Consider the following 25,983-nt stretch of genomic DNA (forward strand, 5'->3'; position numbering starts at 1 on the left):
GTCAGGCCTCGCGGCGGGAGATCGCGACCATCTCGTCGCGCGGCACGACCTTGATGCGCGCGCGGCCCTCGGGCTCGCCGAGGGCGATCTCGTGGTCGTCGAGCGCGTGCCAGCCGTCGAGGTCCGTGTAGCGGATGCCGCGCCCGTCGAGCAGGGCGACGACGCTCTCCTCGTCCGGGTGCGCGGGCGTCCACCAGGACGCCTGGTCGTTGACCAGGTGCTTCACGGTCTCCATCGCGTCGGACTTCGTGTGGCCGATGAGCCCGACCGGGCCGCGCTTGATCCAGCCGGTGGCGTAGACGCCGGGCAGCAGGTCGATGCCCGTGCCCTCCGGGTCGAGCACCTGGCCCTCGTGGTTCGGGATGACGCCGCGCAGCTCGTCGAACGGCACGCCCGGCAGTGGCGAGCCGAAGTAGCCGACGGCGCGGTAGAGCGCCTGGATCGGCACCTCGCGGATCTCGCCGGTGCCGCGGATGCCGCCGGCGCCGTCCGGCTCCGTGCGCTCGTAGCGGAAGGCGCTGACGCGTCCGTCCTCCCCTGCGACCACCTCGAGCGGGTTCGCGAAGAAGTGGAGGTGCAGGCGGCGCGACGCCTGGCCGGTCTCGCGGGCACGCCACTGGGTGAGCACCTTGTCGATGACGAAGACCTGCTTGTTGCTGGCGATCGCGGCCTGCGAGGCCTCGTCGTAGTCGAAGTCCTCCTCGTGCACGATCATGTCGACGTCGCGCAGCTCGCCGAGCTCGCGCAGCTCGAGCGGGGTGAACTTCACCTGCATCGGACCACGGCGTCCGAAGACGTGCACGTCGGTGACCGGCGACGCGGCGAGCCCCTCGTGCACGTTGGCAGGGATCTCCGTGGGCAGCAGGTCCTCGGCGTGCTTCGCCAGCATCCGGGCGACGTCGAGCGCGACGTTCCCGTTGCCGATCACGGCGATGCTCTCGGCCTCGAGCGGCCACTCGCGCGGGAAGTCGGGGTGACCGTCGAACCAGCTGACGAACTCGGCGGCGCCGTAGCTGCCCGGCAGGTCGATGCCGGGGATGTCGAGGGACGCGTCGCGCACCGCGCCGGTCGAGAAGATGACCGCGTTGTAGTGCTGCTTGAGGTCGTCGAGCGTGATGTCCTCGCCGAAGCGGACGTTGCCGAAGATGCGGATGTCGCCGCGGTCGAGCACGTCGCGCAGCGCCGTGATGATGCCCTTGATGCGCGGGTGGTCGGGCGCGACGCCGTAGCGGACCAGGCCGTAGGGCGCGGGCAGGTGGTCGAACAGGTCGATCGAGACGTCGAAGGCGCGCTCGTGCTTGAGCAGGATGTCCGCGGCGTAGATGCCGGCGGGTCCCGCCCCGACGATCGCGAGTCGGAGCTTGGGCAAGGGTGTCCTCGTCTTCCGGTCTGGGTGCTTCAGGTGTTCGGAGCGCTCGGCTGGTCTGCTCGCAGCGCTCGCGGGGTTGTCAGCTGCTGCGCTCGACGACGGCGTCGGCGAAGCGGCTCAGGGCCTTCTTCACCGGCCCGCGCGGCAGCGGCTCGAGCGCGGCGACGGCCGACGCGGACCAGCGCCGCGCCTCCGCCAGGGTCTCCTGCGTGACGGCGTGGGCGCGCATCTCGGCGACCGCGTCGGCGAAGGCGGCCGAGCCGTCCTCATCCGCTGCGGCGGTCTGGATGCGGTCCAGCAGCGCGGCGGACGACGGGTCCTCCAGCGCGGCGCGGCGGAGGTGGATGAGCGGCAGCGTCGGCACACCGGCACGGAGGTCGGTGCCGGGCACCTTGCCGGTCTCGTCCGGGTGCGACGACAGGTCGAGCACGTCGTCGACGAGCTGGAACGCGACGCCGACCCGCTCGCCGAACGCCTCCACCGGGTCCGCGTACTCGCGCGGCGCACCGGAGTGCATGACCCCGGCGCGGGCGGACGCGGCGATGAGCGAGCCCGTCTTGTCGGCGAGCACGCCGATGTAGTGCTCGACCGCATCCTCGTCCGCGCGCGCGCCCGTCGTCTCGTGCAGCTGGCCGAGGCAGAGCCGCTCGAACGTGCGCGCGTGCAGCCGCACGGCCTCGTCGCCGAGCCCGGCCACGAGCGACGCCGCGCGCGCGAACAGCAGATCGCCGGTGAGGATCGCGACGCTGTTGCCCCACACCTCGTGGGCGCTCGGGACGCCGCGGCGGGTGTCCGCGTCGTCCATCACGTCGTCGTGGTACAGCGACGCGAGATGCGTCAGCTCCACGGCCTCGGCGGCCCGGATCACGTCCGGCGAGGCGCCGTCGCCGAGCTGCGCGGTGAGGAGCGCAAGCGTCGGGCGGATGCGCTTGCCGCCCGCGTCGAGCAGGTAGCGGGTGGTGACGTCGGCGAGGTCGTCGGCGAAGTCGAGCTCCGCGGTGAGCCCCTGCTCGACGAGCACGAGGCCGTCCTCGATCGCGGCGAGGAAGCGGCGCTCCTCCGTCGACGCGAACAGCTTCTCGCCGAGGCCCAGCGAGGCGCTGAGACTGCTGCGCCGGGTGAGCGGGGCGCTGCTGGAGTTCACGTCGGTGGGCCGTTCTTCGGTGGGCGGTGGGTGCTGGGTGCTCAGCTGGAGGGAGCGGCGGGGGTGGTGCCGGTGGCCGGGGTGGCGCTCGTGTCCGGGGCGGCGCTCGTGTCCGGGGTGGCGGTCGTGTCCCGGGTGGCGGCGGCGGTCCCGTTCTGGGCGGCGCGGCCGGCGCGACGGCGGGCGGCCGAGCGGCGGGCGGCGGAGGCGCGGACCGCCGGATCGATCGGCTTGCGACCGCGGTGGAGCGCGACGACGCCCATCGTGAGGTCGCGGTGCGCGACGCGCGAGAACCCGATGCCGCGAAGCCAGGCGCTCAGTGTCCCCTGGTCCGGCCAGTCGTCGATCGACTCGCGGAGGTAGGCGTACGCCGAGGCGTTCGTGCTCGTGAGCCGCGTGATCACGGGCAGCACGGCGCGCAGGTAGACGGCATAGCCGAGGCGCATGACCGCGAGCCGCGGCGTCGAGAACTCGCAGATCACGACGCGTCCGCCGGGCTTGAGCACGCGGAGCATCTCGGCGAGCGCGACCTGCGGATGCGACACGTTGCGCAGCCCGAAGCTGATCGTCACCGCGTCGAACTCGTCGTCGGCGAAGGGGAGCTGCTCGGCGTCCGCCTCGACGAACTCGAGCTCGGGATGCCGCTTGCGGCCCTCCGCGATCATCCCCGGCGAGAAGTCCGCGGCGATCACGGTCGCGCCGGAGCGCGCCAGTGCGGCGGACGAGGTGCCGGTGCCCGCGGCGATGTCCAGGATGCGCTCGCCCGCGCGCGGCGCGACCGCCCGCACCGTCGCCGCACGCCACAGCGCGTCGCTGCCGAGCGACAGCACGGTGTTGGTGCGGTCGTACCCCGGGGCGACGGCGCTGAACATGCCGGCGACCTGCTCCGGTCGCTTGCTCAGATCGGCCCTTGTCACGGTGCCCCATCCTATCGGCGGCAGACAGGGGGTTTCCCGGGTCGCGACTAGGCTGTCCAGGTGAGCGAGACCCCGTCCCTCCGCGTCGCCACCACCCCGGCTGATCCGGTCCGCTCCCTGATCCCGCTGGCCGACGGCCGCCGTCCGCTGCTGTTCGTGCGCCGCGGCGACGGGATCGTCGGACTCGGCGAGGCCCTCCGCCTCGAGTTCCACGGCCCGGACCGCATCCGCCAGGCCGCGCAGGCCTGGCGCGACGTCGTGGCCCGCGCCCGGGTCGACGACCCGGTCGGCATCGCCGGCACCGGACTCGTCGCGTTCGGTGCATTCGCGTTCGCCGACGAGTCGGAGTCCGCGTCGGTGCTCGTCGTGCCGCGCGTGATCGTCGGACGCCGCGACGGCATCGGCTGGGTCACCCGCGTCGAGGGCGGGGCCGGCTCTGGTGACGGCGCTGGTCCGGCCGACCTGGCGGCTGCCGGGGTGGGTGCCGGGGTCGGTTCGATCGGAGGCGCTCGTGCCGGAGCTGGTGCCGGGGGCGGTGGGCTCCCGGAGGCGTCCGCGCTCGGACCCGAGTACCGCATCCCGCTCCTCCCCGGCGACCTCGACGCGGACGGCTACCGCGCCGCCGTCGGGGCCGCGCTCGCGCGCATCCGCACCGGCGAGCTCGACAAGGCGGTGCTCGCCCGCGACCTGATCGGCCACCTGCCCGCCGAGGCGGACCTCCGCCGCGTGCTGCTCGACCTCGCGCTCGGCTACCCGGACACCTGGACCTTCGCGGTCGACGGCCTCATCGGCTCGAGTCCGGAGACGCTCGTCCGCGTCGGCCACGGCCAGGTGACCGCCCGCGTGCTCGCCGGGTCGACCGGACGCGGCGCCGACGCCGAGGCGGACGCCGCCATGGCGCTCGCGCTCGCCACGAGCCAGAAGGACCTCGACGAGCACCGCTTCGCCGTGCAGAGCGTCCTCGGCGCGCTGCAGACCCACTCCCGCAACGTCGTCGCGAGCGAGCTGCCGTTCGCCCTCAAGCTGCCGAACCTGTGGCATCTCGCGTCCGACGTCGAGGGCACGCTCTCCGACGGATCCACCGCGCTCGACCTCGTCTGCGAGCTGCACCCCACGGCCGCCGTCGCCGGCACACCCAGGGCGACCGCGCTCGAAGTGATCCGCGAGCTCGAGCCGTTCGACCGGGCGCGCTACGGCGGCCCGGTCGGCTGGGTCGACGGACGCGGCGACGGCAAGTGGGCCGTCGCGCTCCGCTCCGCCGAAGTCGGCCACGACGGCACGGTCCGGGCGTTCGCGGGCGCCGGCGTCGTGTCGGAGTCCGACCCCGATCGCGAGCTGGCGGAGACGAAGCTCAAGTTCCGCCCGATCGTCGAGGCGTTCCGCTAGTCGGGTCGATCGAGACGGCGCGGCTGGTCCGGTCGCGACGGGTCGGGGCGGGCCGCGACCCGCTGCAGCGCGCGATCCCGATGCCGCGCCGGTGGCGGATCGAGGAACGCGCGACGGAGCCGGTCAGCGAGTGACGGTCACGATCCGCCTGCGCGCGGGGATCTTCACCAGTCGCCCGCGCCGCTCGCGCCCTTCAGCTCGCCGCGAGCCGGGCCTTCTGCGCTTCGACGTCGTAGTCCGCCGCGGGCCACTGCGGGTCGATCGAGCGCAGCGCGTGCACGAGCAGGTGCTGCACGGCGAGCCGCGCGTACCACTTGCGATCCGCGGGCACGACGTGCCAGGGCGCGGAGTCCGTCGAGGTGCGGTCCATGGCGATCTCGTACGCCTCCATGTACGCGGGCCAGAGGGCGCGCTCGTCGAGGTCGCCGGGGTTGAACTTCCAGTGCTTCGACGGGTCGTCGAGCCGGGCCGCGAGCCGCTGCTTCTGCTCGTCGGCGCTGATGTGGAGCATCACCTTCACGACGACCGTGCCGGCATCGGCGAGCTCGCGCTCGAAGTCCACGATCGCCCCGTAGCGTCGCTCGATCTCCTCGGGGGTCGAGAATCCGCGGACGCGGTGGATGAGCACGTCCTCGTAGTGGGAGCGGTCGAAGACCCCGATGCGGCCCGGCGTCGGCAGCTCGCGACGGATGCGCCAGAGGAAGTCGTGGGACCTCTCCTCGTCCGTCGGCGCCTTGAACGCGTGGAGCTGCACGCCCTGCGGGTCGACGGCGCCGATGACGTGCTTGGAGATGCCGCCCTTGCCCGCGGTGTCCATGGCCTGGAGCACGAGCAGCACGCGGCGGGTGCCGCCGGCGGTGGAGTCCGCGAACAGCCGCTCCTGCAGCTCCTCGAGCTCGGCCACGCCGTCCGCGAGCGCGTGCTGCCCCGCCTTACGATCGCCGTCGAAGCCGGGCGTGCCGCGGGTGTCGATCTCGGCGAGCTTCACGCCCGCGGGGGCGCGCAGCAGATCGGAGACGCGATCGGACAGGTCCAGCGACCCGTTCGAGTCGTGCGACCCGTGCGAGCCGTGGTGCTTGGAGGAGTGCGGCATGGCGGAGACGCTACTGGCGCGGCAGTCGCTTCACCATCTCGAGCTCGAAATGCGTCGGATCGAACGGGTAGGGACGGGTGCGGCCGGTCTGGACGAATCCGCGGCGCTCGTAGAACGCGCGGGCACGGCCGTTCAGCTCGTGCACCTCCAGCACCACGGTGTCGGAGCGCATCGCAGCCCAGCGCTCGATCGCATCGAGCAGGGCGTCCGCGACGCCGGAGCGTCCACCGCGGGCGCGCGGCGTCACGTAGACGGCGACCACGAACGGCACGGAGCCGCCGGCGGGGATGTACGCGCCCATGGTGCCGAGCCACGGACCCGAGTCCTCGATCGCGACCAGCGTCGTCGCGGTCGCGCCCGAGCCGCGGGCGGCGCGCATCCGCCACTCGGACTCGGATCGGCGCTCGGCGTTCGAGAGCCGCTCCTCGAAGGCGATCGGGGTGTCCGCGAGCATCTCCAGCCGGAGGTCGCGGACCTCCTGCCAGTCGGACTCCACGGTCGGGCGGATGCTGAACGGCCCGACGGTCATGCTCCGAGCCTACGCATCGGCCCGGGGCGCCGCGCTCTCTGCAGCTCTCCGCACGCGCAGCGCGCAGCTCTCCCCGCTGCCCACCGGCGACGTTCCGCGAGGTCGGCCAGCAGCTCTCCGCGCCGCTGTCGCGCGGACCGAGAGCCGGCGCCGATCGGGAGTGGATCCGATCGGCGCCGGCGGTCCGGCGACGAGCTGGGCCCCGTCGCAGGTCGTCACGCGTCAGCCCTGCTGCAGCCAGGCGGCGAGTCGGCTGGCGCCCTGCCGGTCACGCCTCCTGGCGGGCGGCGCGGCGGCGCAGGAGCACCAGCATCGCGCCCACGAGGAGGGCGAGCAGGCCGCCGAGGAGTCCGGCCGTCGGGCTGGTGCCCGTGAAGGCGAGGGCCGTCGGCGACGAGCCGGGAGCCCCCGCCGCCACCGTGAAGGTGACGGTCGAGGCCGAGCTCTGCAGTCCGTCGGCGTCCACGACCGCGTACTGCACCGAGGCCACACCGGAGAACCCGGCGGCCGGAGTGAAGGTGATCACGCCGCTGGCCGGATCGATGACCGTGGTGCCCTGCGCCGCGGACGGCTGCGACACGATCACGTAGCGGAACGGCGCGCTGCCGACCGGGGTCGGCGGGGTGAAGCGCTCCGGCTGGCCGGCGGGTCCGCTGACCGCACCGCCTGTGCTGGCCGAGGAGCCGGTGCCCGACGTCCGCGGCAGAACCTTGACGGTCCAGGTCTGCGAGACCGGGGTGCCGTCGGCGTCCGTGACCGTGAACGGGATCTGGACGATGCCGCTGAAGCCGTCGGCCGGCGTGAAGGTCAGGTGACCGGTGGCCGGGTCGATCGTCGCCGTGCCGGCCGAGGCGGCCGGGAGGGTGTCGATGCTCCACACGGCCGGACCGCTGCCGGAGAACGCCGGGTCGGCCGTGGCCGGGGTGGCGCTCGAACCGGGGAGGGTCGCGGTCAGGGTGGCGTCGGAGACGGCACCGAGCACCGGGGTGACCGTGACGACCGCGTGACGCACGGCGCCCGTGGTGCCGGAGCCGTCGCGGACGGTGAAGTCGACCGTGCGGGTGCCGCTGAAGCCGGCGTCGGCGACCACGGTCAGCTTGCCCGTCGCGTCGACGACCGCCGAGGCGATGCCGGCCGGGAGGGGCCCGACGACGGTCCAGGTGAACGGGCCGGTGCCCGAGGCGGGCAGCGTCACGGTGCCGGAGCCGCCGCTGGGGACGGTGACCGCGGCGTCCGTGCCCGACGGCAAGACCGTCAGGGTCGCGGTGGCCGGGGTCCGGCTGGTGAGCCCGGAGGCGTCCGTGGCGGTGTAGCGGACGGCGATGACGCCGCTGAAGCCGGCCTTCGGGGTGAAGCGGATCAGGCCGCCGCTCACCGAGACCGTGCCCTTGGCGGCCGCCGCGGCGACGTCCGCGGCGTTCAGCGCGTAGCCGAGGCCGGTGCCGACGCCCGCCGGGGCGATCGTCGTGGCGACCGGGGTCGCGGAGGTCGTCGCGGTCGCGGCGACGTCGGCCACGGTCGGGTACACGTCGATGTGGCGCTCGACCGGGGCCGAGGCGACGTGCGCCGCGCTGTCGTCGACGGCGCGGACGGTGACCGAGTCGGCTCCGCTCGTGCCGGCGGCCGGCGTGTAGTGGATCGCGCCGGTGGCCGGGTCGATGGTCGCGCCGCCGCTGGTCGGGCCGGCGACGATCTGCCAGGTGAGGGCCGGCGTGCCGGAGCTGGCGACCGGGGCGAGATCGACCGCGGCGTCCGGGGTGGTCTCGGCGTCGCCGGTGCCGACGTACGGGCGGACCGTGAAGGTCGCGGTGTGCGGCGTGCTCGTGCTGGCGCCGTCGCTGACGGTCCAGGTCGCGGTGAAGACGCCCGAGGTGCCGGCTGCCGCGACGTAGCGGATCGCGCCGGTGGCCGGGTCGATCGTCGCGATGCCGGAGGCCGGGGCGCCGGTGAGCGCGTAGGTCAGGGTGCCGCTGCCCGACGAGGTCGGGGTGGCGACGAGCGTCGCGTGACCCGAGGCGTCGAGGCTGCCGGTCGCGGCGGTGTCACCGGCGGTCGGCACGACCGTGACCTCGAGCAGCGCGGCGGCGCTCGCGATGCCGTCCTTGCCGGAGGCCGTGAACGGGATGCTCACGGTGCCGGAGAACCCGGCCGCCGACGCGAAGGTCAGCGTGCTGCCGGCCAGGGTGACGGTGCCGACCGAGGCCGCCGGGGCGGTCCAGGTCCAGCTCAGCGTCGGGCTGCCCGACGTGAGCGCGGCGAGGTCGAAGGCGGCGGACGCTCCGCTCGCGATCGTCGCCGTGTCGCCGGTGACGGCGGGGCGGACGTCGAGCAGGAGCGTGGTCGGCGCGCTGGTGACGCCGGCGGCGTCGGTCACCGAGTACGAGAGCACGTGGCGTCCGCTGCGGCCCGCGACCGCGGTGGCGGTCAGGGTGCCGTCGGCGGCGACCGAGACGGTGCCGTCGGCGGCGGACAGGCCGGTGACGGTCCAGGTGAACGGACCGGTGCCGACCGGCGCCGGGAGCACGGCGGAAGCGGTGGATCCGCTGGTCACGGCTGCGGCGGCGGTCGAGGCGGCCGGCGCGACGACGAGCGTGGCGGTGGCCGGGGCGCTGACGAGTCCCGCGGCGTCCTTCGCGGTGTAGGGCACCGTGAGGCGACCGGAGGCGCCGGCGGCGGGCGCGATCACGATCGCACCGGATCCGTCGACGGTCGCCGAGGCGACGCCGGCACCGGGGGTGCCGAGCTGCACGGTCACGCCGGTGCCGACCGTGGAGGTCGGGACCGCGGTGCCCGCCGGTGCTGCGGAGGCGGTGGCGGTGCCGCTGACATCGGCCGCGGACGGGTGGACGTCGATGCGGATGCTCACGTCGCCCGTGCTGAGCCCGTGGGCGTCGGTGCCGCGGATGACCACGATCTCGCTGCCGGAGACGGTTGCGGACGGCAGGTACGAGACGGCGCCGGCCGGGCTGATCTGCGGCACGGAGCCGTGCTGCGGCTGGGTGACGATCGTCCAGGTGAACGGCCCGTCGCCGTGCAGCGCCGGAGCGATCGCGACGACCTCGGGTCCGTTCACGACGGCCTGCGACAGCGTGCCGGCGGCCGACGGGTCGACCTCGATGGTCGCGGTGCGGATGACGCTCTCGCGGTTCGCGGCGTCCTTCACCTTGTAGGTGACCGTGTACGTGCCGGACACGTCCGCCGCGGCACTGTAGGTGACGACGCCGGTGCTCGCGTCGATCGTGGCGAAGCCGGCGGTCGGCTGGGCGACGATCGAGAACGTCGGGCTGACCGCGTCCGTGGTCGGAGCGGGCGTCGAGACAGTGGCGTGGCCGGTCGCGTCGAGGCGCGTCTGCGCGGACACGTCGCCGAGCGACGGGCCGACGTGCACGGTCAGCATCGACGAGGCGCTGAGGCCGTCGCCGTCGGTCACCGTGAACGGGATCACGACGTCGCCGCTCGTGCCCGGGGCGGGCGCGAAGGTGAGCGTGTCGCCCGAGCGGGTCGTGACGCCGAGCGTCGCCGAGGGAGCGGTGTAGGCGTAGGTCAGCGGGGCGCTGCCGGAGCCGCGCGCGGCGAGGTCGAACACGGCCGGGCTGGTCGAGGACGCGGTCGTCGCGGCGGCGGTCGCGGTCGGCGGCACGTCGATGGCGACGGTGACGGGCGCGCTGGCGACGCCGTCCGCGCCGACGACGCGGTAGGTGAGCGAGCGGGAGCCGCTCGTGCCCGCGGTCGGCTTGACGGTGAGCTGGCCGCCCGAGGTCAGCGTGGCGGTGCCGGCGGAGGCCGGGAGCCCGCTGACGATCTCGTACGCGAGGCCGGAGCCGGTCGCCTGGAGCTGCGAGATCGCGGTGCCGCCGCCCTGCACGGTGATCGCGAGGGGCTGGGCGACCGGGATGACGGTGAGCGTCGCGGTGGCGTCGGCGGTCTGGCCGGTGGTCGGGTCGGTCGCGCGGTAGGTCGCGGTGAAGACGCCCGAGGCGCCGTCGGCCGGGGTCAGCAGGAGCTGCCCGCCGCTGACGGCCGCGCCGGCGAGGCGCGGATCCGCGGTCACGATGGAGTAGCCGAGGCTCGTGCCGGTGCCCGCCGGGGCGATGGACACGGCGGCGCCGGGGGTCGCGGCGGTGCCGCTGCCGGTGACATCCGCGGCCGTCGGGGCGACGTCGATGGTGACGGCGACGACCGAGCTGGTCACGCCGGCCGGGTGGTCGGTGGCCTGCACGTGCACGACGGAGCGGCCGCTGGCGGTCGCGGACGGCGTCCAGGTGACCTTGCCGGTGGCGGGGTCGACGGTGGCGCCGGTCGCGTCGCCGGCCTGCGGCACGAGCGCCCAGGTGAGCGAGCTGCCGGAGGAGGCCGGCGCCGGGGTCGTCACGGCGGGACCGCCGACGACGCCGGTGGCCGTCACGCCGGCGGCGTACGGGGCGATCGTGATCGTGGCCGTGTGGACGGCGGTGGCGATCGACCCGGCGCCGACGGCGCGGTAGGTCGGCGCGAACACGCCGGACTCGCCGGTGTGCGGGGTCACGGTGACCTTGCCGGTCGCGGTGTCGATGGACGCGCGGCCGCCGAGGCTGTCGACGAGCTGGTAGCTCAGACCCGAGCCGACGCCGGCCGGGGCCGGGGTGGTCACGGTCGCCGTACCCGCCGCCGAGAGCGTGCCGGAGGCCGCGACGTCGGTGGTGGTCGGGGTGACGGTCAGGGTCGCGAGGGCCGGGGTGCTCGTGAGGCCCGAGGCGTCGGTCGCCGTGTACTGCACCGTGAGCACGCCGCTGACGCCGGCGCCCGCGGTCAGCGAGAGCGAGCCGCCGGAGACGGCGGCGGTGAGCCCGGTCGAGGCGGTGCCGCCGACCAGCGCGTAGGTCAGGGACGAGCCGGTGCCGGACGCGGCGACCGGGACGGTGACGGCGGAGGTCGAGGCGGTCGCGCTGCCGCTCACGGCGGCGACGGTCGGGGCGACGTCGATGTGCACGGTGACGTCGACGGTGTTGCCGTCGCCGTCGGTGCCGCGCAGCACGACGGTCTCCGTGCCGGACTCGGTGGTGCTCGGCGTGTAGGTCACACGACCGGTCCCGCTGACGGCGCCGGTGGTGCCGTGCCCGGCCGGCGTGACGACCGTCCAGGTGAGGTTCTTGCCCTTCTGCGCCGGCGCGGTGGTCTGGAACTGCGCGGCGCCGACGGTCGTCGAGACGCTGACGTCGGCGGCGTACGGCCGCACGACGAGCGTCGCGGTGTGCGCGACCGTGGTCGAGGTGCCGTCGGCGGCGGTGAACTTCGCGGTGTACGTGCCGGAGACGCCGTTCGCCGCGGTGTAGGTGATGACGCCGGTGCTCGCGTCGATGACGGCGGAGCCGGAGGCCGGCTGCTGGGTGATCGCGTAGACGAGCCCGGTGCCGTGGCCGGCGGGGGCGCCGGTGACGACGGTCGCGTCGCCGGCGGCGCTGAGCGACCCCGCACCGGCGGTGTCGCCGGTGGTCGGGGTCGTCGTGATGGTCACGGTGCGCGAGACGCTCGTGTGCGAGGTGCCGTCGGTGGCCGTGTAGGTGAAGGAGGAGACGCCGGACCTGTCGGCGGCCGGCGTGAAGGTGACGACGGAGCCGCTGATCGACTTCGAGCCCTGGCCGGTGAGTGCCGAGGTGCTGTACGTGAACGGACCGGTGCCCCGGACGAGCGTCGACAGGTCGACGGTGACGGGCGTGTTCACCGGAGTCGTGGCGGACGAGTTCGCCGCGGAGGGCACGACGTCGACCGTGACGGTGGCGGGTGCGCTCGTCGCGCCGTCCGCGGTGACCGTGTACTGGTAGGTGAACGTGCCGCTCGCGTTCGCGGCGGGCGTGTAGGTCATGGCGCCGGTGGAGGCGTTGATCGTGGCGCTGCCGGTGGCCGGGGCGGTGGAGATCGCGTAGACCGGGGCGCCCGTGGTCGAGGCGGCGGCCGCGGTGATCGCGATGGCGGCGGGCGAGGCGGCGGCGGTGCCGGATCCGGTGCCCGGGTTCGCGACCGGCGCGAAGGCGACGGCGGCGGTCGCCGAGGCGGCCGGCGAGACCGAGTTGTCGGCGGAGGTGACCGACGCGGTCACGGTGCGGGTGCCGCTGCGGGTGCTCGTGACGGGCACGCTGAGCTCGGGGAGCGTCGAGCCGGGCACGATCGGGTTCGACGCCGAGACGGGCGAGTAGCTGCAGACGCGGCTCGTGACGCCCGCGGCGACGGCGGGGCAGGACCAGCCGGTGCCGGTCGGGGTGCCGGCGAACGAGGTCTCGGCGGGGACGCTGACGGTGACGTCGACGCGCTGGTCCTCGGCGCCGTCGTCGCTGTCGGTCGTGACCGTGAACTTCGCGTTCTGCGCGGAGCCGGCGGCGACCGGGGTGGCGTTGCCGGTGCCGGTGATCCGCAGCGCCGGCGCGATGGAGACGAGCGACTTCACGAGCAGGCTCGAGACCTCGTGCACGTCGTTCGAGCCGCCGGTGGAGGCCGACCAGCCGAACTTGAACGTGCTGGCGCTCTTCAGCGCGGCCGGCTCCGCGACGGTGATCGTCGGGGTGGTGGCGCCGTTCCAGTAGACGTTGACCATCGGGTTGGCATCGGTGGACGGGTCGACCGTGATGCGCACCGGCACGCCGGCGCCGCGCGTCGCGGTGTGCATGCCGGTGACGACCGTCGGGGTGTTCAGCAGGCAGTAGCCGGCGTTGGAGCCGGTGTCGCTGGCCACGTCGCCCGACGGGCCGCGCACGGTGATGGAGTTCTTGACGAGGCCGGTCGGCTTCGTGACGCCGGTGCACTCGGCGGAGTTGTACTCGTACCCGAAGTTGCCGTAGACGTCGAGGCCGACCCCGAGCACGCCGTGCGCGAGCCCCTTGCCGCCGGTCGCGCTCTTCGCGTTGTAGCCGAGTCCGCCGCCGTTCGAGCCGACCGAGGTCAGCGGGTAGGACCCGTCGGTCAGGAAGAAGACGATGCCGTCCGCCGAGCTGCCGCCGTACTGGTACTGGGTGAAGGAGATGTCGAGGCCGCCGCGCGTCGGGAGCGCGTGGTTGAAGAGCGTGTAGCCGGCCTGGCTGCCCACGGCCTCCGTGAGTCGGAGCGTGCCGCTGCCGGACGCGTCGGATGCCGTCGAGCAGCTCGCCGGCACCTGGCCGGCGGGCGAGCCGGCGACCGTGAGGCACGGCGTGAAGTTCGAGCCGCCCACGGCGAAGTACTTCGACGTCACGGTGCTCGTCGTGAAGTCGTCCTGCAGGAGCGACGAGGTGCTGGCGGTCGCCGGGGCGACGGCGACGAGCACCGCGCCGATCGCGAGGACGGACGTGACGAGCAGGGCTGCCGCGCGGCGCAGGGCGCGCGCCGCCGGACCCTTCCGGGCGTGACGAGACATCGGGTGCTTTCGGGTGTTCGGCTTCAGCACGGATTTCGGGTCCAGTGCCGCACGGAGGTTCGGGCCGTGCTGCGCTCGGGTAAGCGGTACCTCCATGGTGCGGGATGAAATGACGACAGACCACCCGTTCTGCCTCCCCAGTCCGGGGGCTGTGTCCGCATTTCGGGGGACGGATCAGCTCCTGACGGGCCATTCCGGGGGACAGTGCTGCAACCGGTTGCAGTCGGTGCGGGTTCCGGGCGGGTCGGCGATGCGCGGCATGACGCAGGGCGGTCCCGGCCGCGTCGACGCGGCGACCCGGATCAGCGGTCGAGCACGACCTCGACGATCGTCGGTCCCGGCGGCGCGGTCAGGGCCTGATCGAGGTCGGACCGGGTCGCGACGCGGCGGTGCACCCAGCCGTAGGCGGCCGCGAGGGCCGCGAGATCCGCCGACTGCGGGGTGAACAGCACCCGGTCGATCGCGGCCGGGTCCGCCGTCCCGGCGACCTCGAGACCGTCGAAGATCGTGCCGCCGCCGTCGTTGCCGACGATGAGCTGCACGCGCGGGCGGGGCTCGCCGTCCGGGAAGAGCAGCGCCCCGGCGTCGTGGAGCAGCGCGAGGTCGCCGAGCAGCACGCGGGTCGTGCCGGCGCGGGCCGCGCGCGCGCCGGCCTCGCGGCCGGATCCGCCGTCGCCGCCCGCCTCCGCCGCGAGCGCGATGCCGACGGCGGTCGCGATCGTGCCGTCGATGCCGGCGAGACCGCGGTTCGCGTGCACCCGGAGCCGCTTGCCGGGCACGACGGAGTCGAGCACGCGGATCAGCCGCGACGCTCCGAGCACGAGCCGGTCGTGCGGCCAGCTCGCGGCCCACACCGCCTCCGCGAGGTCGCGGCGGGTCACGGGAGCTCGGAGCCGAGCCACCTCCCGCCGTCCCCAGGCCGCCATCGCGGACGGGCTGCCGTCGACGGAGGCGACGCTCGCCTGCTCGACGTCGAGCAGCGTCCGCGAGGCCGACACCCAGCGGCCGACCCAGGCGCGCGCATCCGGGTCCGCGGGCGCGGAGGGATCGACGGCGACGGCGTCCACGACCCGCGCGGCGCTCCCGGGCGGTGCGAAGGCGTCGCGGCCGCGGCCGCGCACGACGATCGTCTCGACGTCGGAGCGAACGAGCAGCGCCGGCACCTGGCGCGAGAGCGTCGGATGCCCGACGACGATCGCGCGGCGCACCCGGTCGCCGAAGCCGGGCTCGTCGAGCAGCTCGCGGTAGGCGGGCACGGCGTGCGGCCCGAAGCGCGCGCCGCTGTCCGCCTCGGCGAGCAGCGGTGCGCCGAGCTCGCGGGCGAGGCGCTCGGCGTCCTCCCCCGCGCCGGCGCCGGCCACGACGACCGTGCCGGGCTCGGGGACGAGCAGCAGCGGCTCGGCGGCCGGGTCGCCGACCGGGGTGCCGATCAGGGTGCCGACCGGTGCGGCGGGTGTCGAGCCCGACGCCGACCCGGCCCGGGTGCCGGCGTCCGTGGCATCGTGGCGCGCCCGGGCGTGCATCGCGCGCGGGGTGACGACGTCCCGCGCATCGAGCTGCACCCCGCGCAAGGCGGCGGGCTCGGTGGGCTCGGGTGCGGACGCAGACGCAGACGCAGACGCACTCATGATCGAGGACCCGCCGGCCGACGCCGACGCCGACGCCGCGGCCGAGTCGCCGGATCCGGCATCCGACAGCGGCTCCCGGAAGGCGAGGTTCACGTGCACCGGCCCGGTCGCGCCGACGATCGCGTCGGTCACCGTCGCGACGACGGCGGCGAGGTCGGTGCCGTCGTCCGGGGCGGGGAGGTCGAGCTCGCGGGTGACGGCGGAGCCGAACATCCCGGGCTGCACGGTGGTCTGGTTCGCACCCGTGCCGCGCAGCTCGTCCGGGCGGTCGGCGCTGAGCACGACGATCGGCACCCCGCTGTGCGACGCCTCGAGCACCGCCGGGTGGAGGTTCGCGACCGCGGTGCCCGACGTCACGATGATCGGCACCGGCAGCCCGGTCTCGACAGCCAGCCCGAGCGCGAGGAATCCGGCGACGCGCTCGTCGATCCGCACGCGCAGGCGCAGCGCCCCGGCGTGCTCGAGCTCGGCGGCGGCGAGCGCCAGCGCCTGCGAGCGCGAGCCCGGGCACAGCACGACGTCGCGGATGCCGGCGGCGACGAGCTCGGCGAGCAGCGCCCGCGCCAGAGCGCTCGCGGGCGAGGCGGTCACTCGGGCGCGCCGCCCTTCGCGGCGTCGCCGGAGGCTGAGCCGCTCGATCCGGGACCCGACGACCCGCCGGAGCCGGACGATCCTGACCCGCCGTCCGCGGCGCCGCCGGCTCCTCCGGTAGACGAGCCGCCCGACGATCCGCCCAGCGCGCCGCTCGAGGTCCCGGGCGTGTCGAGCTCGGCGAGCCGCGCCTCGAGGCTGCGGATGCGCTCCTCCTGCTCGCGCTCGCGGCGCAGCTGGAGGAGGAAGTCCGGGTCGTCGTCCGGGGCGAGGCTGCGAGCCCGCGACGTCACCGTCGGCGGCTCGCTGTACCGGCCGTGGTTCCGGGTGGCCGGCGAGTGCTCGCGGCCGACGAGCAGCCAGAGCAGCGGCCCGAGGAACGGGAAGACGATGATGAGGGCGATCCAGGCGCCCTTCGGGATGTGCCGCACGCGCGAGGAGTCGATGGTCACGACGTCGACCAGCGCGAACACCAGCAGCCCGATCCCGACGAGCGCGATGAACGGCGCGAACTTGGCCATGTGAGGGATTCTAGGCGCCGGGTCTGGGAGTCGCTCCCGCACGGCCTCCCAGCACCCGATCCCTAGACTGACCCGGTGCCCGTCTGGCTCCGCTACACCCTCCTCCGCATCCTCGTGTTCGCGGTGCCGCTCGCGGTGCTGCTGTTCCTCGGGGTGCACTGGCTGTGGGCGGCGCTCGTCGCGTCGGTCGTCGCCTTCTGCGTGTCGTTCATCTTCCTGCGCCGGCGCCGCGACGAGGTCGCCGAGGCCTGGGCGGCCCGGCGCCCGGTGCGCACGCGCGACGACGTCGCGGAGGACGAGGCCATCGAGGCGGCCGAGGGCACCGCATCCGCCCGGTCGACGACGGCACCCGCAGACGGCACCGCGGACCTGCCGACGGACGCGGACGCCGACCTGACGACCAGCGCGGACGCGGACGCCGACCTGACGACCGGCGCGGACGCGGACGCCGACCTGACGACCGGCACCGACGCGGACCAGCCGGCCGGCACCGGATCGGGCGACCCGGACCGCTCAGGCGCCCGCGATCGCCCCGCCGACCAGCGCGGCGCCCAGGCCTAGCCCGAACAGCAGCGCGGTCAGCGTCGTCAGCTGCAGCGCGGTGACGAGCTCGCGCGCGCTGCGGGCGAGCACCACGATCACGGCCGCGGGCAGCGCCGCGATCAGCGCGAAGTAGACGAACCCGGTCAGCGGGTACAGCACCACGAACAGCGCCAGGATGCCGAACGGCGCGAGCAGCAGCACGACGTAGAGCACCCGGGTCGGGATGTCGCCGATGAGCACCGTCAGGGTGCGCTTGCCGGCGGCGCGGTCGCGGGTGCGGTCGCGGAGGTTGTTGACGAGCAGCACGGCGCAGGCGAGGCAGCCGGAGGCGACGGCGGCGAGCCAGGTCTCCATGCGGATCGAGAAGCCGCCCTCGCCGACCGTCTGCACGAAGGTCGTGCCGACCGTCGCGACGAGCCCGAAGAACAGGAACACCGCGACCTCGCCGAGCGCCGCATACCCGTAGGGCCGCTTCCCGCCGGTGTAGAACCAGGCCGCGACGATGCACACGGCGCCGACGGCGATGAGCCACCACTGCCCGGTGCGCCAGGCCAGGAACAGCCCGCCGACCGCGGCGACGGCGAAGAACACGATCGCGACGGTGAGCACCTGCCGCGCGGGCGCCCGGCCGGAGCCGACGAGCCGCATCGGTCCCTGGCGGTCCGCGTCGGTGCCGCGGATGCCGTCCGAGTAGTCGTTGGCGTAGTTCACGCCGATCTGCAGCGCGAGCGCGATGCCGAGGCAGACGAGCGCCCGCACCCAGTGCTCCCAGGGCTGATCGAGCACGAGGGCCGCGGTGCCGGTTCCGAGCGCGACGGGCATGATGCCGAGCGGCAGGGTGCGGAGGCGCGCGCCGGCGATCCAGTCGCCCGCCGTCGCGCGGCGCGGGGCCGGCGATCCGGAGCGCTGCGAGCCTGCCGGTCGGCGGTTGGTGGACTGATGACCGGCTCCGCCGGGGGCCTTCGTGGCCGACGGCGCCGAGGCGGCTGTCCGGGCCGCGGCCGACGTCGCGCCGCGCACCGGCGCCTTCTTGGCGATCGTGCCGTCGCGCTTGGGCGTCGGCACGCCCTTCTTCGGCGTCTGCGCCGCGTTCTTCCTCGATGGCGTCGAGGTCGTCGACGACGTCTCGGGGGTCGGCGATCCGCTCACCGCCTCCTCGACTCGTCGGGGGTCGATGCGCTGCTGCCGGGGTCGTGCCACGGGATGGAATCCTAGGGGAGCGTGCTCTGCCGCTCGTCCGCGCGAGCCCGGAGCGAGCGCCGATCGACCTTGCCGGAGACGAGCAGCGGCAGCTCGTCGAGCCGGATGATCGCCGCCGGCCGCGCCGCGGCGCCGAGCTCGTGGCCGATCGCCTCGCGCGCCGCCTCGTCCGTCTCCGCCATGCCGGGACCGGCCGTGAACGCGACGGGCACCTGGCCCCAGCGGGCGTCGTCCGCGGCCACCACGACCGCGTCGGCGAGCCCGGGCAGCTCGTGCAGCGCGCGCTCCACGGCCGACAGCGCGACCTTGACGCCCCCGGAGATGATCACGTCGTCGCGGCGGCCGGAGACCGCGAGCACGCCGTCCGACCACGATCCGGCGTCCGCCGTGCGGAACCAGCGGATGCCGCCCTCCTCGGCGAAGCGGTCGGCCGTCAGGGCGGGGTCGCCGAGATAGCCCTCCGCGATGCTCGGGCCGCCGAGCTGCACCTCGCCGTCGACGACGCGCACCTCGGTGCCGCCGATCGGCACCCCGTCGTAGACGCAGCCGCCGCTCGTCTCGCTCGAGCCGTAGCTGCGCGCGACCTCGATGCCCTCGTCGCGAGCCCGGTCGAGGAGCGCGAGCGGGGTGGCCTGCCCGCCGACCAGCACCCGGCGGAAGCGGCGCAGCGCCCGGCGCCCGCGCGGATCGTCGAGCAGCGTCTGCAGCTGGGCGGGCACGAGGGCGGTGAAGGCGGCGGGCTCGACGAGCCGATCGGCCGCGGCCGCGAAGGCGGGGGCGCTGAAGCGCTCGCCGTCGAGGCCGACGGGGTCGAGTCCGGCGGAGATCGAGCGCGTGAGCACGTTGAGGCCCGCGATGTAGTGCGTCGGCAGTGCCAGCAGCCACTGGCCGGGCCCGCCGAGCGCCGACTCGCTCGCCGCGGCGTTCGCGAGCAGGGCGTCGGCCGACAGGGCGACGCGCTTCGGGCGTCCGGTCGATCCGCTCGTCTCGACGACGAGCGCGACGCGCTGGGCGACCTCGGCGGGCAGGTCGCCGTCGGCCGCCGGGTCGGCGCCGGGGGCGGCGGGCAGGATCGCGTCGCCGCCCGACAGCGCCGACCGGAGCGCGGCGAGCACGTCCTCGTCGGCGCCGACGACCCGGAGCGCGCGGCTCACCGGGTGGCCCCGGTCTGCTCGGTCATCAGAAGTGCCACGGGTAGGGCCCCCAGTCGGGATCGCGCTTCTCGAGGAACGCGTCGCGCCCCTCGGCGGCCTCGTCGGTGCCGTAGGCGAGCCGCGTGGCCTCGCCGGCGAACACCTGCTGGCCGACCATGCCGTCGTCGACGGCGTTCATCGCGAACTTCAGCATCCGGATCGCGGTCGGGCTCTTGCCGAGGATCGTGCGGGCCCACTCGAGCGCGGTCGTCTCGAGCTCGGCGTGCGGCACGGCCCGGTTCACGGCGCCCATCTCGTAGGCCCGCTGCGCGTCGTAGGTCTCGGCGAGGAAGAACACCTCGCGTGCGGTCTTCTGCCCGACCTGGCGCGCGAAGTAGGCGCTGCCGTAGCCGGCGTCGAACGAGCCGACGTCGGCATCCGTCTGCTTGAAGCGCGCGTGCTCGCGGCTCGCGATCGTGAGGTCGCAGACGACGTGGAGGGAGTGGCCGCCGCCGGCCGCCCAGCCCGGCACGACCGCGATGACGACCTTCGGCATGAAGCGGATGAGGCGCTGCACCTCGAGGATGTGGAGGCGCCCGGCGCGCGCGGGATCCTGGACCCCGCCCTCCTCATCCGAGTACTTGTACCCGTCGCGACCCCGGATGCGCTGGTCGCCGCCGGAGCTGAACGCCCAGCCGCCGTCCTTCGGGCTCGGCCCGTTGCCGGTGAGCAGCACGACGCCGATCCGCGGATCCTGCCGCGCGTGGTCGAGCGCGGCGGCGAGCTCGTCGACGGTGCGCGGCCGGAACGCGTTGCGCACCTCCGGGCGGTCGAAGGCGACCCGCGCGATCCGTCCGGACGCGTCGTGGTGGTACGTGGTGTCGGTCAGCCCGTCGAATCCGGGCACCGCCCGCCACACGGACTCGTCGAAGAGCTCGGAGATCGGCACGGCTCCGAGCCTACGGCGGCACACTGGTGGCATGTCCCCCGCTCCGGCACCGCCGCCGCCCCCGCTCGCCGACCTCCTCGCCGGGCTGCGCGTCGTGGCGCTGCCGCTGGCGACCCGGTTCCGCGGCATCGAGGTGCGCGAGGCCGCGCTGCTCGAGGGGCCTGAGGGCTGGACGGAGTTCTCGCCGTTCCTCGAGTACGACGACGAGGAGTCGGCGGCCTGGCTCGCCGCCGCGATCGACTTCGGCTGGACGCCCGCTCCCCCGGCCGTGCGCTCGACGATCCCGGTCAATGCCACGCTGCCCGCCGTCGACGCCGACGACGTGGCCGCCGTGCTCGCCCGCTACGGCACGGTGCGCACCGTGAAGGTGAAGGTGGCCGAGCGCGGCCAGACCCTCGCCGACGACCTCGCCCGGGTCCGCGCCGCGCGCGCCTGGCTCGGGCCGGAGGGCCGCATCCGGGTCGACGCGAACGCGGCCTGGAACGTCGACGAGGCCGAGCACGCCGCGCACGCGCTGGCCCCGTACGACCTGGAGTACCTGGAGCAGCCCGTCGCGACCGTGCCGGAGCTCGCCGAGCTGCGCGCCCGCCTGCACGACTGGGACCTGCCGATCGCCGCCGACGAGAGCGTGCGGAAGGCGGGGGATCCGGTCGAGGTCGCGCGGGAGGGCGCCGCGGATCTGCTCGTGGTCAAGGCGGCGCCGCTCGGTGGCATCCGCTCGGCACTGGCGATCGTGGCGGAGGCCGGACTGCCGGCGGTCGTGTCGAGCGCGATCGACACGAGCGTCGGGCTCGCGATGGGCGCCCACCTCGCCGCGGCGCTGCCGGAGCTGCCCTACGACTGCGGGCTCGGCACCGCGGCGCTGCTCGCCGCGCACATCACCCGCGATCCGCTCCGCCCGGTCGGCGGTGCGATCGAGGTGCGGCGGGTGGTGCCGGATGCCGCCCTGCTCGCCGCGCACGACGCGGGGACCGAGCGGACTGCCTGGTGGCGCGAGCGGCTCGTCCGCTGTCACGCGGTGCTGGCGGCGCGATGAGGGAGCTGCGATGAGGGACCTGCGATGAGCGGCCCGATCACCCTCGCGACGCCCGGCGTCGACGGGATCGCCGAGGCCGTCGACGCGCTCCGCGGCTGGCAGACGGAGGCGAGCGCCTTCCAGCTGCATCCCGGCGACGTCGGGTGGTTCCAGCGGCTCGGGGCGCCGGCCACGGCGGCCGCGCTGCGGGTCTGGCGGCGGGACGGGCGCATCGTCGCGGTCGGGCTGCTCGACGGTCCCGAGATGCTCCGGCTCACCACGGACCCGGCGGCGCGTCGGGATCGCGAGCTCGCGGAGGCGATCCGCGACGACGTCGCCGAGCCGTCACGCGGGGTGGATCCGACGGGCCGCACGGCGCTCGAGGTGCCGTCGGACGCGGTGCTGCACGAGGTGCTCGACGAGGCCGGCTGGGCCGCGGGCGAGCCGTGGACGCCGCTGGTGCGGGACCTGGCCGCGCCGGTGCCGGCACCCGACCTCGCACCGGAGCACACGCTGCGCATCGAGACGCTCGCGACCGCGTCCGCCTCGCCGGAGCAGCGCGAAGCCTGGGCGCACGTGCTGCGGGGCGCGTTCGGCAACCCCGCGTCGACGGCGGAGCGCTGGGACGCGATGGCGGCGGGTCCGGCCTCCGCCGAGTCGCGCACGCTGGTCGGCGTCGACCCGACGGGTGCGCCCGTCGCGACGATCACCGTGTGGTCGGCGGGGCCGGGACGCCCGGGCCTCATCGAGCCGATGGGCGTGCATCCGGACGGGCGGGGACGGGGTGCCGGCCGGACGATCTGCCTCGCGGGCGCCGCGGCGCTGCGTGAGCTCGGCTCGTCGAGCGCGACCGTGGCGACCCGGAGCGCGAACACCGGCGGGATCGCGGCCTACGCGTCGGCGGGGTACCGGCCGCAGGTCGAGCGGCTCGACCGCGTGCGGGGCTGAGGGGGCTTCGACAGGCTCAGCCATCCGCGGGGAGCTCAGCCGGCGGGGGCTTCGACAGGCTCAGCCATCCGAACCCGGTCCGGGATCAGAGCCCCGAGTAGGCGTGCAGTCCCTTGAAGAGCAGGTTGACGGCGGTGAAGTTGAACAGCACCGCCGCGAAGCCGATCACGGCGAGGTACGCGGCGCGCGAGCCGCGCCAGCCGCGGGTCGCGCGGGCGTGGATGTAGCCCGCGAAGATCGTCCAGATCACGAAGGTCCAGACCTCCTTCGTGTCCCAGCCCCAGTACCGGCCCCAGGCGTAGCGGGCCCAGATCGCGCCGGCGATGAGCGTGAAGGTCCAGAACACGAAGCCGACCACGATGAGCCGGTACGCCATGTTCTCGAGCGTCGCCGAGGACGGCAGGGTCGCCAGGAACGGGAGGCGCCGGAGCCGGCCCTCCTCGCGCCGCGCCTGCAGCAGCTGCAGCACCGACAGGCCCGCGCCGACGGCGAAGAACCCGGTGCCGAGCGTCGCGACGAAGACGTGGATGACGAGCCACGCCGACTGCAGCGGCGGCGGCAGCGGCGTCACGTCGACGTAGAAGTTCACGGTCGCGAGGCCGAGCAGGATCGCGACGATGCCGGTGATGTACACCCCGAGGAAGCGGATGTCGCGCCACAGGTTCACGGCGAGGTAGACGCCGACCATGATCGCCGTGCCGGTCATCGCGAACTCGAACATGTTCGACCACGGCACGTGGCCGTCGGCGATGCCGCGGAGCACGTCGGCCGTGACGTGGAGCAGCCAGGCGATGATCGTCAGCGCGACGCCGACCCGCTGGAAGCGCGCCTCGCGCCGCGTCGGCGGTGGTGCGGTCGTCGTCCGCTCGAGCACGGCGGTGCCGCCGGCCGCACCGGCGGACCGGACAGCGGCGGATGCCGCGCCGGCGGACTCCGCCTCGCGCGCATCCTGCGCCGCGGTCGCCCGAGCGGACCGGGCCGCGAGGTCGAGGGTGAACGCGATGAACGCGAGCACGTACACCGCGATCGCCGAGTACACGGCGACGAGCGAGTAGTCCGCGAGCTGGTCCGTCGTCACCGGGTCATCCTACGTCCGGCGCGAGCCGGATCCCTGAGCCGGTCGAGGGGGCCGGCTCACCCGTCCGTGCCGCCGCGTCCGACCGTCCACGCGGGGCGCTCCCCGAGCCGATCCAGGTGCTGCCAGGCGATCGACGCCACCGCCTCCTCGAGCCGCGGATCATCGCCGCGGGCGAGGCCCGCGTACTCCAGGCGCGTGCCGTCGCCGTCGTCCGCCGCGGTCACCCAGATGCGGCGCCGCGGGATGAACAGGCTCGTCAGCAGCCCGAGCACGGCGAGCACCGCGAACACGGCGACGTAGAGCTGGCTCGGGTCGTGGTGGGTCTCCAGGCTGACGAAGCGCTTCCAGCCGGTGAGCTCGACGCTGCCGAGGCCGTCCGGCAGGTCGACCGACTTGCCGATCGCGAGCCGGAGGCCCTTGTCGGTCGAGTTCGGCCCGACCAGCTCGGTCATGCCGGTCGTGTCGAGCGAGTACGCGTTGACGGGCACCCCGTCGTCCAGCTTGAGGTCGCCGGTGTACACCTGCAGGCTCAGCATGCTGTTCTTGCCGGCGGTCGGCGAGAACGAGGAGAGCAGGCCGCTGTCGCCGACCTCCACCGGGTCCGGGTAGAAGTAGCCGCGGAGCCCGACCTGCTTCGCCAGGCCGTCCGGGATCTTGATGACGCCGAGGCTGTCGAGCTGCGCGTTCTGCGGCAGGAACGGCGTGGTGAACGTGCCGATGACCTTCCCGTCGGGATCGCGGACCGTCACCTCCGGCGCGTAGCCGTTGCCGAGCAGGTAGATGCTCGTGTCGCCGATCTCGAGCGGCGAGTTCACCTTGATGTCGTGCGACTCCCACGTGCCGCCCGGCGTGCGGGTGGAGACGTGCGCCGTGAAGTCCTTCGGGTGCGGCGTGAGGTCCTTCGGGTCGATCTCGTACTTCGCGTCGAAGTCGTCGAGCCGCACCGAGTACGGCTGCAGCTGGCTGTCGTCGAAGAAGCGTCCCGGGTCGAACGAGTCGTAGCTGATCTGCGCGTTCGTGAAGCTCGTGCCCTGCACGACGACGCGCTGGCCGTTCCACGTGAAGCCGCCGCCGATGCCGACCGCCACGAGCACCCCGATGAGCGCCGTGTGGAAGAGCAGGTTGCCGGTCTCGCGCAGGTAGCCGCGCTCGGCGGAGACGGTGAGCCGGCCGCGCTGCGGGTAGAGCTGCACCCGGTAGCCGGCCCGCTTGAGCACCTGGCGCGCGACGTCGATCGCGCGGTCGGCATGCGCTGCGCTGGTCTCCACCCGGTGCCCGACGAGACGTCCGAGCCGCACCGGCGTGGCCGGCGGGGCCGCGCGCAGCGCCCGCACGTGGTGGATCGTGCGCGGGATGATGCAGCCGATCAGCGAGACGAACAGCAGCAGGTAGATCGCCGAGAACCAGAACGACGTGTACGTCGAGAACAGCTGCAGCGCGTCGAAGAACTGGAACAGGTCCGGGTGCTCCGCCTGGTACTGCACCACCCCGTTCGGGTCGGAGCTGCGCTGCGGCACGAGCGAGCCGGGCACCGCGGCGAGCGCGAGCAGGAGCAGCAGCACGAGGGCGGTGCGCATGCTCGTGAGCTGGCGCCACACGAACCGGATCCAGCCGGTCGCCGACAGCCGCGGGTTCTGCGCGCCTGCACCCGCAGCCGGGGCGGGAGTGTCGGCGTGGTCGTCCGGGCGAGCGCCGGAGCGCGCGTCGGTGGCGACCGCCTCGGCGGCGTCCTCGGCTGCCGCGTCCTCTGCTGCGATGTCCTGTGCCGCCCTCTCCTCGAGGGACGCCTCGGCCTCGGGGCCGGACGCCTCCTCCGGCCCCGATCGATCAGAGCGCCGGGACGACACTGCCGATCACCGCCCCGAGCTGCAGCAGGAGGCCGCCCCAGACGCCGGTGACCATGAGCAGGCCGATCGCGACGAGCAGCACGCCGCCGGCGATGTTGACGGCGCGGATGTGGCGGCGCACCCAGCGGATGGAGCCGCCGACCCAGCCGAAGCCGAGCGCCACGAGCAGGAAGGGCACGCCGAGTCCGATGCAGTAGGCGGCGCCGACGAGCAGCGCGCGGAGCGGATCCCCGCCGATGCCGGCGAGGAAGAAGGTCGCGGTGAGCGTCGGCCCGATGCACGGGGTCCAGCCGATCGCGAAGACGGCGCCGAGCAGCGGCGCGCCGATGAGGCCGGAGCGGGGCTGCCAGCGCGGCTTCAGGGTGCGCTGCAGCACGGTCACCTGGCCGATGAAGACGAGACCGAGCACGACGATGAGCACGCCGCCGACCCGGAGCAGGATGTCCTGCCACTGCAGCACGAAGCGGCCGACCGAGCCGGCCAGCAGCGAGACCGCGAGGAAGACGACGGAGAAGCCGGCCACGAAGAGCGCGGCGCCGGCGACCATGCGCGACCGGCTGCGCTCACGGCCCGCGGTGATGCCGCTCACGTAGCCGAGGTAGCCGGGCACGAGCGGCAGCACGCAGGGGCTGAGGAACGAGAGCAGTCCGGCGGCGAGCGCGATCGGCAGGGCCAGCCAGAGCGCACCGCCCGCGACGATGTCGCCGGGGCCCATCAGCGCCGGACCGC

At 74.6% G+C, this 25,983-nt stretch carries 18 protein-coding genes; 4 read left to right on the plus strand and 14 right to left on the minus strand.

The genetic code is table 11. From position 1 onward, the window contains the following. Position 1: 1 nt before the first annotated feature. From AC1RSJ_RS05455 to ubiE, 3 genes are all read right to left on the minus strand, one after another. Positions 2-1,369 (minus strand): FAD-dependent oxidoreductase, encoded by a 1,368-nt coding sequence (locus AC1RSJ_RS05455; RefSeq protein ID WP_493117326.1) that lies wholly within the window; start codon positions 1,367-1,369, stop codon positions 2-4. Positions 1,370-1,448: 79 nt separating this feature from the next. Beyond that, positions 1,449-2,513 (minus strand): polyprenyl synthetase family protein, encoded by a 1,065-nt coding sequence (locus AC1RSJ_RS05460; RefSeq protein ID WP_493117327.1) that lies wholly within the window; start codon positions 2,511-2,513, stop codon positions 1,449-1,451. 41 nt (positions 2,514-2,554) lie between these two features. Continuing rightward, a complete protein-coding gene (ubiE, locus tag AC1RSJ_RS05465) occupies positions 2,555-3,430 on the minus strand; it encodes a bifunctional demethylmenaquinone methyltransferase/2-methoxy-6-polyprenyl-1,4-benzoquinol methylase UbiE (protein ID WP_493117328.1) in 876 nt (291 codons plus the stop codon). 60 nt (positions 3,431-3,490) lie between these two features. Between ubiE and AC1RSJ_RS05470 the strand changes: the two genes are divergently transcribed. Next, positions 3,491-4,816 (plus strand): isochorismate synthase, encoded by a 1,326-nt coding sequence (locus AC1RSJ_RS05470; RefSeq protein ID WP_493117329.1) that lies wholly within the window; start codon positions 3,491-3,493, stop codon positions 4,814-4,816. A gap of 193 nt (positions 4,817-5,009) precedes the next feature. Here AC1RSJ_RS05470 and AC1RSJ_RS05475 read toward each other — a convergent pair whose 3' ends face one another. The 5 genes from AC1RSJ_RS05475 to AC1RSJ_RS05495 form a co-directional block, all read right to left on the minus strand. Then, positions 5,010-5,909, minus strand: a complete 900-nt coding sequence (locus AC1RSJ_RS05475) for a polyphosphate kinase 2 family protein (protein ID WP_493117330.1) — start codon at positions 5,907-5,909, stop codon at positions 5,010-5,012. A 10-nt stretch (positions 5,910-5,919) separates the two neighbouring features. Beyond that, positions 5,920-6,438 carry a GNAT family N-acetyltransferase gene (locus tag AC1RSJ_RS05480; RefSeq protein ID WP_493117331.1) on the minus strand — a complete coding sequence of 173 codons (519 nt, stop codon included), beginning with the start codon at positions 6,436-6,438 and terminating at the stop codon, positions 5,920-5,922. Between the two features lie 268 nt (positions 6,439-6,706). Then, a complete protein-coding gene (locus AC1RSJ_RS05485) occupies positions 6,707-13,801 on the minus strand; it encodes an Ig-like domain-containing protein (RefSeq protein WP_493117332.1) in 7,095 nt (2,364 codons plus the stop codon). Positions 13,802-14,103: 302 nt separating this feature from the next. Next, positions 14,104-16,020 carry a thiamine pyrophosphate-binding protein gene (locus AC1RSJ_RS05490; protein WP_493117333.1) on the minus strand — a complete coding sequence of 639 codons (1,917 nt, stop codon included), beginning with the start codon at positions 16,018-16,020 and terminating at the stop codon, positions 14,104-14,106. Continuing rightward, positions 16,017-16,541, minus strand: a complete 525-nt coding sequence (locus AC1RSJ_RS05495; RefSeq protein ID WP_493117334.1) for a PLD nuclease N-terminal domain-containing protein — start codon at positions 16,539-16,541, stop codon at positions 16,017-16,019. The genes AC1RSJ_RS05490 and AC1RSJ_RS05495 overlap by 4 nt, the downstream gene beginning before the upstream one ends. 75 nt (positions 16,542-16,616) lie before the next feature. Between AC1RSJ_RS05495 and AC1RSJ_RS05500 the strand changes: the two genes are divergently transcribed. Continuing rightward, positions 16,617-17,102 carry a DUF4229 domain-containing protein gene (locus tag AC1RSJ_RS05500; RefSeq protein WP_493117335.1) on the plus strand — a complete coding sequence of 162 codons (486 nt, stop codon included), beginning with the start codon at positions 16,617-16,619 and terminating at the stop codon, positions 17,100-17,102. On the opposite strand, the gene AC1RSJ_RS05505 is transcribed toward AC1RSJ_RS05500, so the two are convergent. From AC1RSJ_RS05505 to AC1RSJ_RS05515, 3 genes are all read right to left on the minus strand, one after another. Then, positions 17,055-18,104, minus strand: a complete 1,050-nt coding sequence (locus AC1RSJ_RS05505; protein WP_493117488.1) for a 1,4-dihydroxy-2-naphthoate polyprenyltransferase — start codon at positions 18,102-18,104, stop codon at positions 17,055-17,057. The two genes, AC1RSJ_RS05500 and AC1RSJ_RS05505, sit on opposite strands and share 48 nt — an antisense overlap. A 191-nt stretch (positions 18,105-18,295) precedes the next feature. After that, entirely contained in the window at positions 18,296-19,438 is a 1,143-nt protein-coding gene (locus AC1RSJ_RS05510) for an AMP-binding protein (protein WP_493117336.1), read from the minus strand. 25 nt (positions 19,439-19,463) lie between these two features. Then, complete coding sequence (locus AC1RSJ_RS05515) at positions 19,464-20,399, minus strand: 1,4-dihydroxy-2-naphthoyl-CoA synthase (protein WP_493117337.1); 936 nt, start codon at positions 20,397-20,399, stop codon at positions 19,464-19,466. Here AC1RSJ_RS05515 and AC1RSJ_RS05520 point away from each other — a divergent pair. Beyond that, a complete protein-coding gene (locus AC1RSJ_RS05520) occupies positions 20,398-21,402 on the plus strand; it encodes an o-succinylbenzoate synthase (protein ID WP_493117338.1) in 1,005 nt (334 codons plus the stop codon). The genes AC1RSJ_RS05515 and AC1RSJ_RS05520 overlap by 2 nt on opposite strands. A gap of 24 nt (positions 21,403-21,426) precedes the next feature. After that, complete coding sequence (locus AC1RSJ_RS05525; RefSeq protein WP_493117339.1) at positions 21,427-22,329, plus strand: GNAT family N-acetyltransferase; 903 nt, start codon at positions 21,427-21,429, stop codon at positions 22,327-22,329. A gap of 85 nt (positions 22,330-22,414) precedes the next feature. Here AC1RSJ_RS05525 and ccsB read toward each other — a convergent pair whose 3' ends face one another. The 3 genes from ccsB to AC1RSJ_RS05540 are packed head-to-tail and all read right to left on the minus strand — an operon-like array spanning position 22,415 to position 25,969. Then, positions 22,415-23,407 carry a c-type cytochrome biogenesis protein CcsB gene (ccsB, locus tag AC1RSJ_RS05530; RefSeq protein WP_493117340.1) on the minus strand — a complete coding sequence of 331 codons (993 nt, stop codon included), beginning with the start codon at positions 23,405-23,407 and terminating at the stop codon, positions 22,415-22,417. Positions 23,408-23,463: 56 nt separating this feature from the next. After that, entirely contained in the window at positions 23,464-25,254 is a 1,791-nt protein-coding gene (gene resB, locus AC1RSJ_RS05535) for a cytochrome c biogenesis protein ResB (RefSeq protein WP_493117341.1), read from the minus strand. Then, positions 25,235-25,969, minus strand: a complete 735-nt coding sequence (locus AC1RSJ_RS05540) for a cytochrome c biogenesis CcdA family protein (RefSeq protein ID WP_493117342.1) — start codon at positions 25,967-25,969, stop codon at positions 25,235-25,237. Before AC1RSJ_RS05540 ends, resB begins: the two co-directional genes overlap by 20 nt. Positions 25,970-25,983 lie beyond the last annotated feature (14 nt).

Source organism: Schumannella sp. GW821-FHT10F01, from assembly GCF_058809295.1.

What these genes read in the sequence shown, in the direction of transcription:
- AC1RSJ_RS05495 (WP_493117334.1), bottom strand. Translation starts at nt 16,541, where the DNA reads ATGGCCAAGTTCGCGCCGTTCATCGCGCTCGTCGGGATCGGGCTGCTG.
- AC1RSJ_RS05520 (WP_493117338.1), top strand. Translation starts at nt 20,398, where the DNA reads ATGTCCCCCGCTCCGGCACCGCCGCCGCCCCCGCTCGCCGACCTCCTC.
- AC1RSJ_RS05525 (WP_493117339.1), top strand. Translation starts at nt 21,427, where the DNA reads ATGAGCGGCCCGATCACCCTCGCGACGCCCGGCGTCGACGGGATCGCC.
- AC1RSJ_RS05485 (WP_493117332.1), bottom strand. Translation starts at nt 13,801, where the DNA reads ATGTCTCGTCACGCCCGGAAGGGTCCGGCGGCGCGCGCCCTGCGCCGC.
- AC1RSJ_RS05515 (WP_493117337.1), bottom strand. Translation starts at nt 20,399, where the DNA reads ATGCCACCAGTGTGCCGCCGTAGGCTCGGAGCCGTGCCGATCTCCGAG.
- AC1RSJ_RS05475 (WP_493117330.1), bottom strand. Translation starts at nt 5,909, where the DNA reads ATGCCGCACTCCTCCAAGCACCACGGCTCGCACGGGTCGCACGACTCG.
- AC1RSJ_RS05540 (WP_493117342.1), bottom strand. Translation starts at nt 25,969, where the DNA reads ATGGGCCCCGGCGACATCGTCGCGGGCGGTGCGCTCTGGCTGGCCCTG.
- AC1RSJ_RS05480 (WP_493117331.1), bottom strand. Translation starts at nt 6,438, where the DNA reads ATGACCGTCGGGCCGTTCAGCATCCGCCCGACCGTGGAGTCCGACTGG.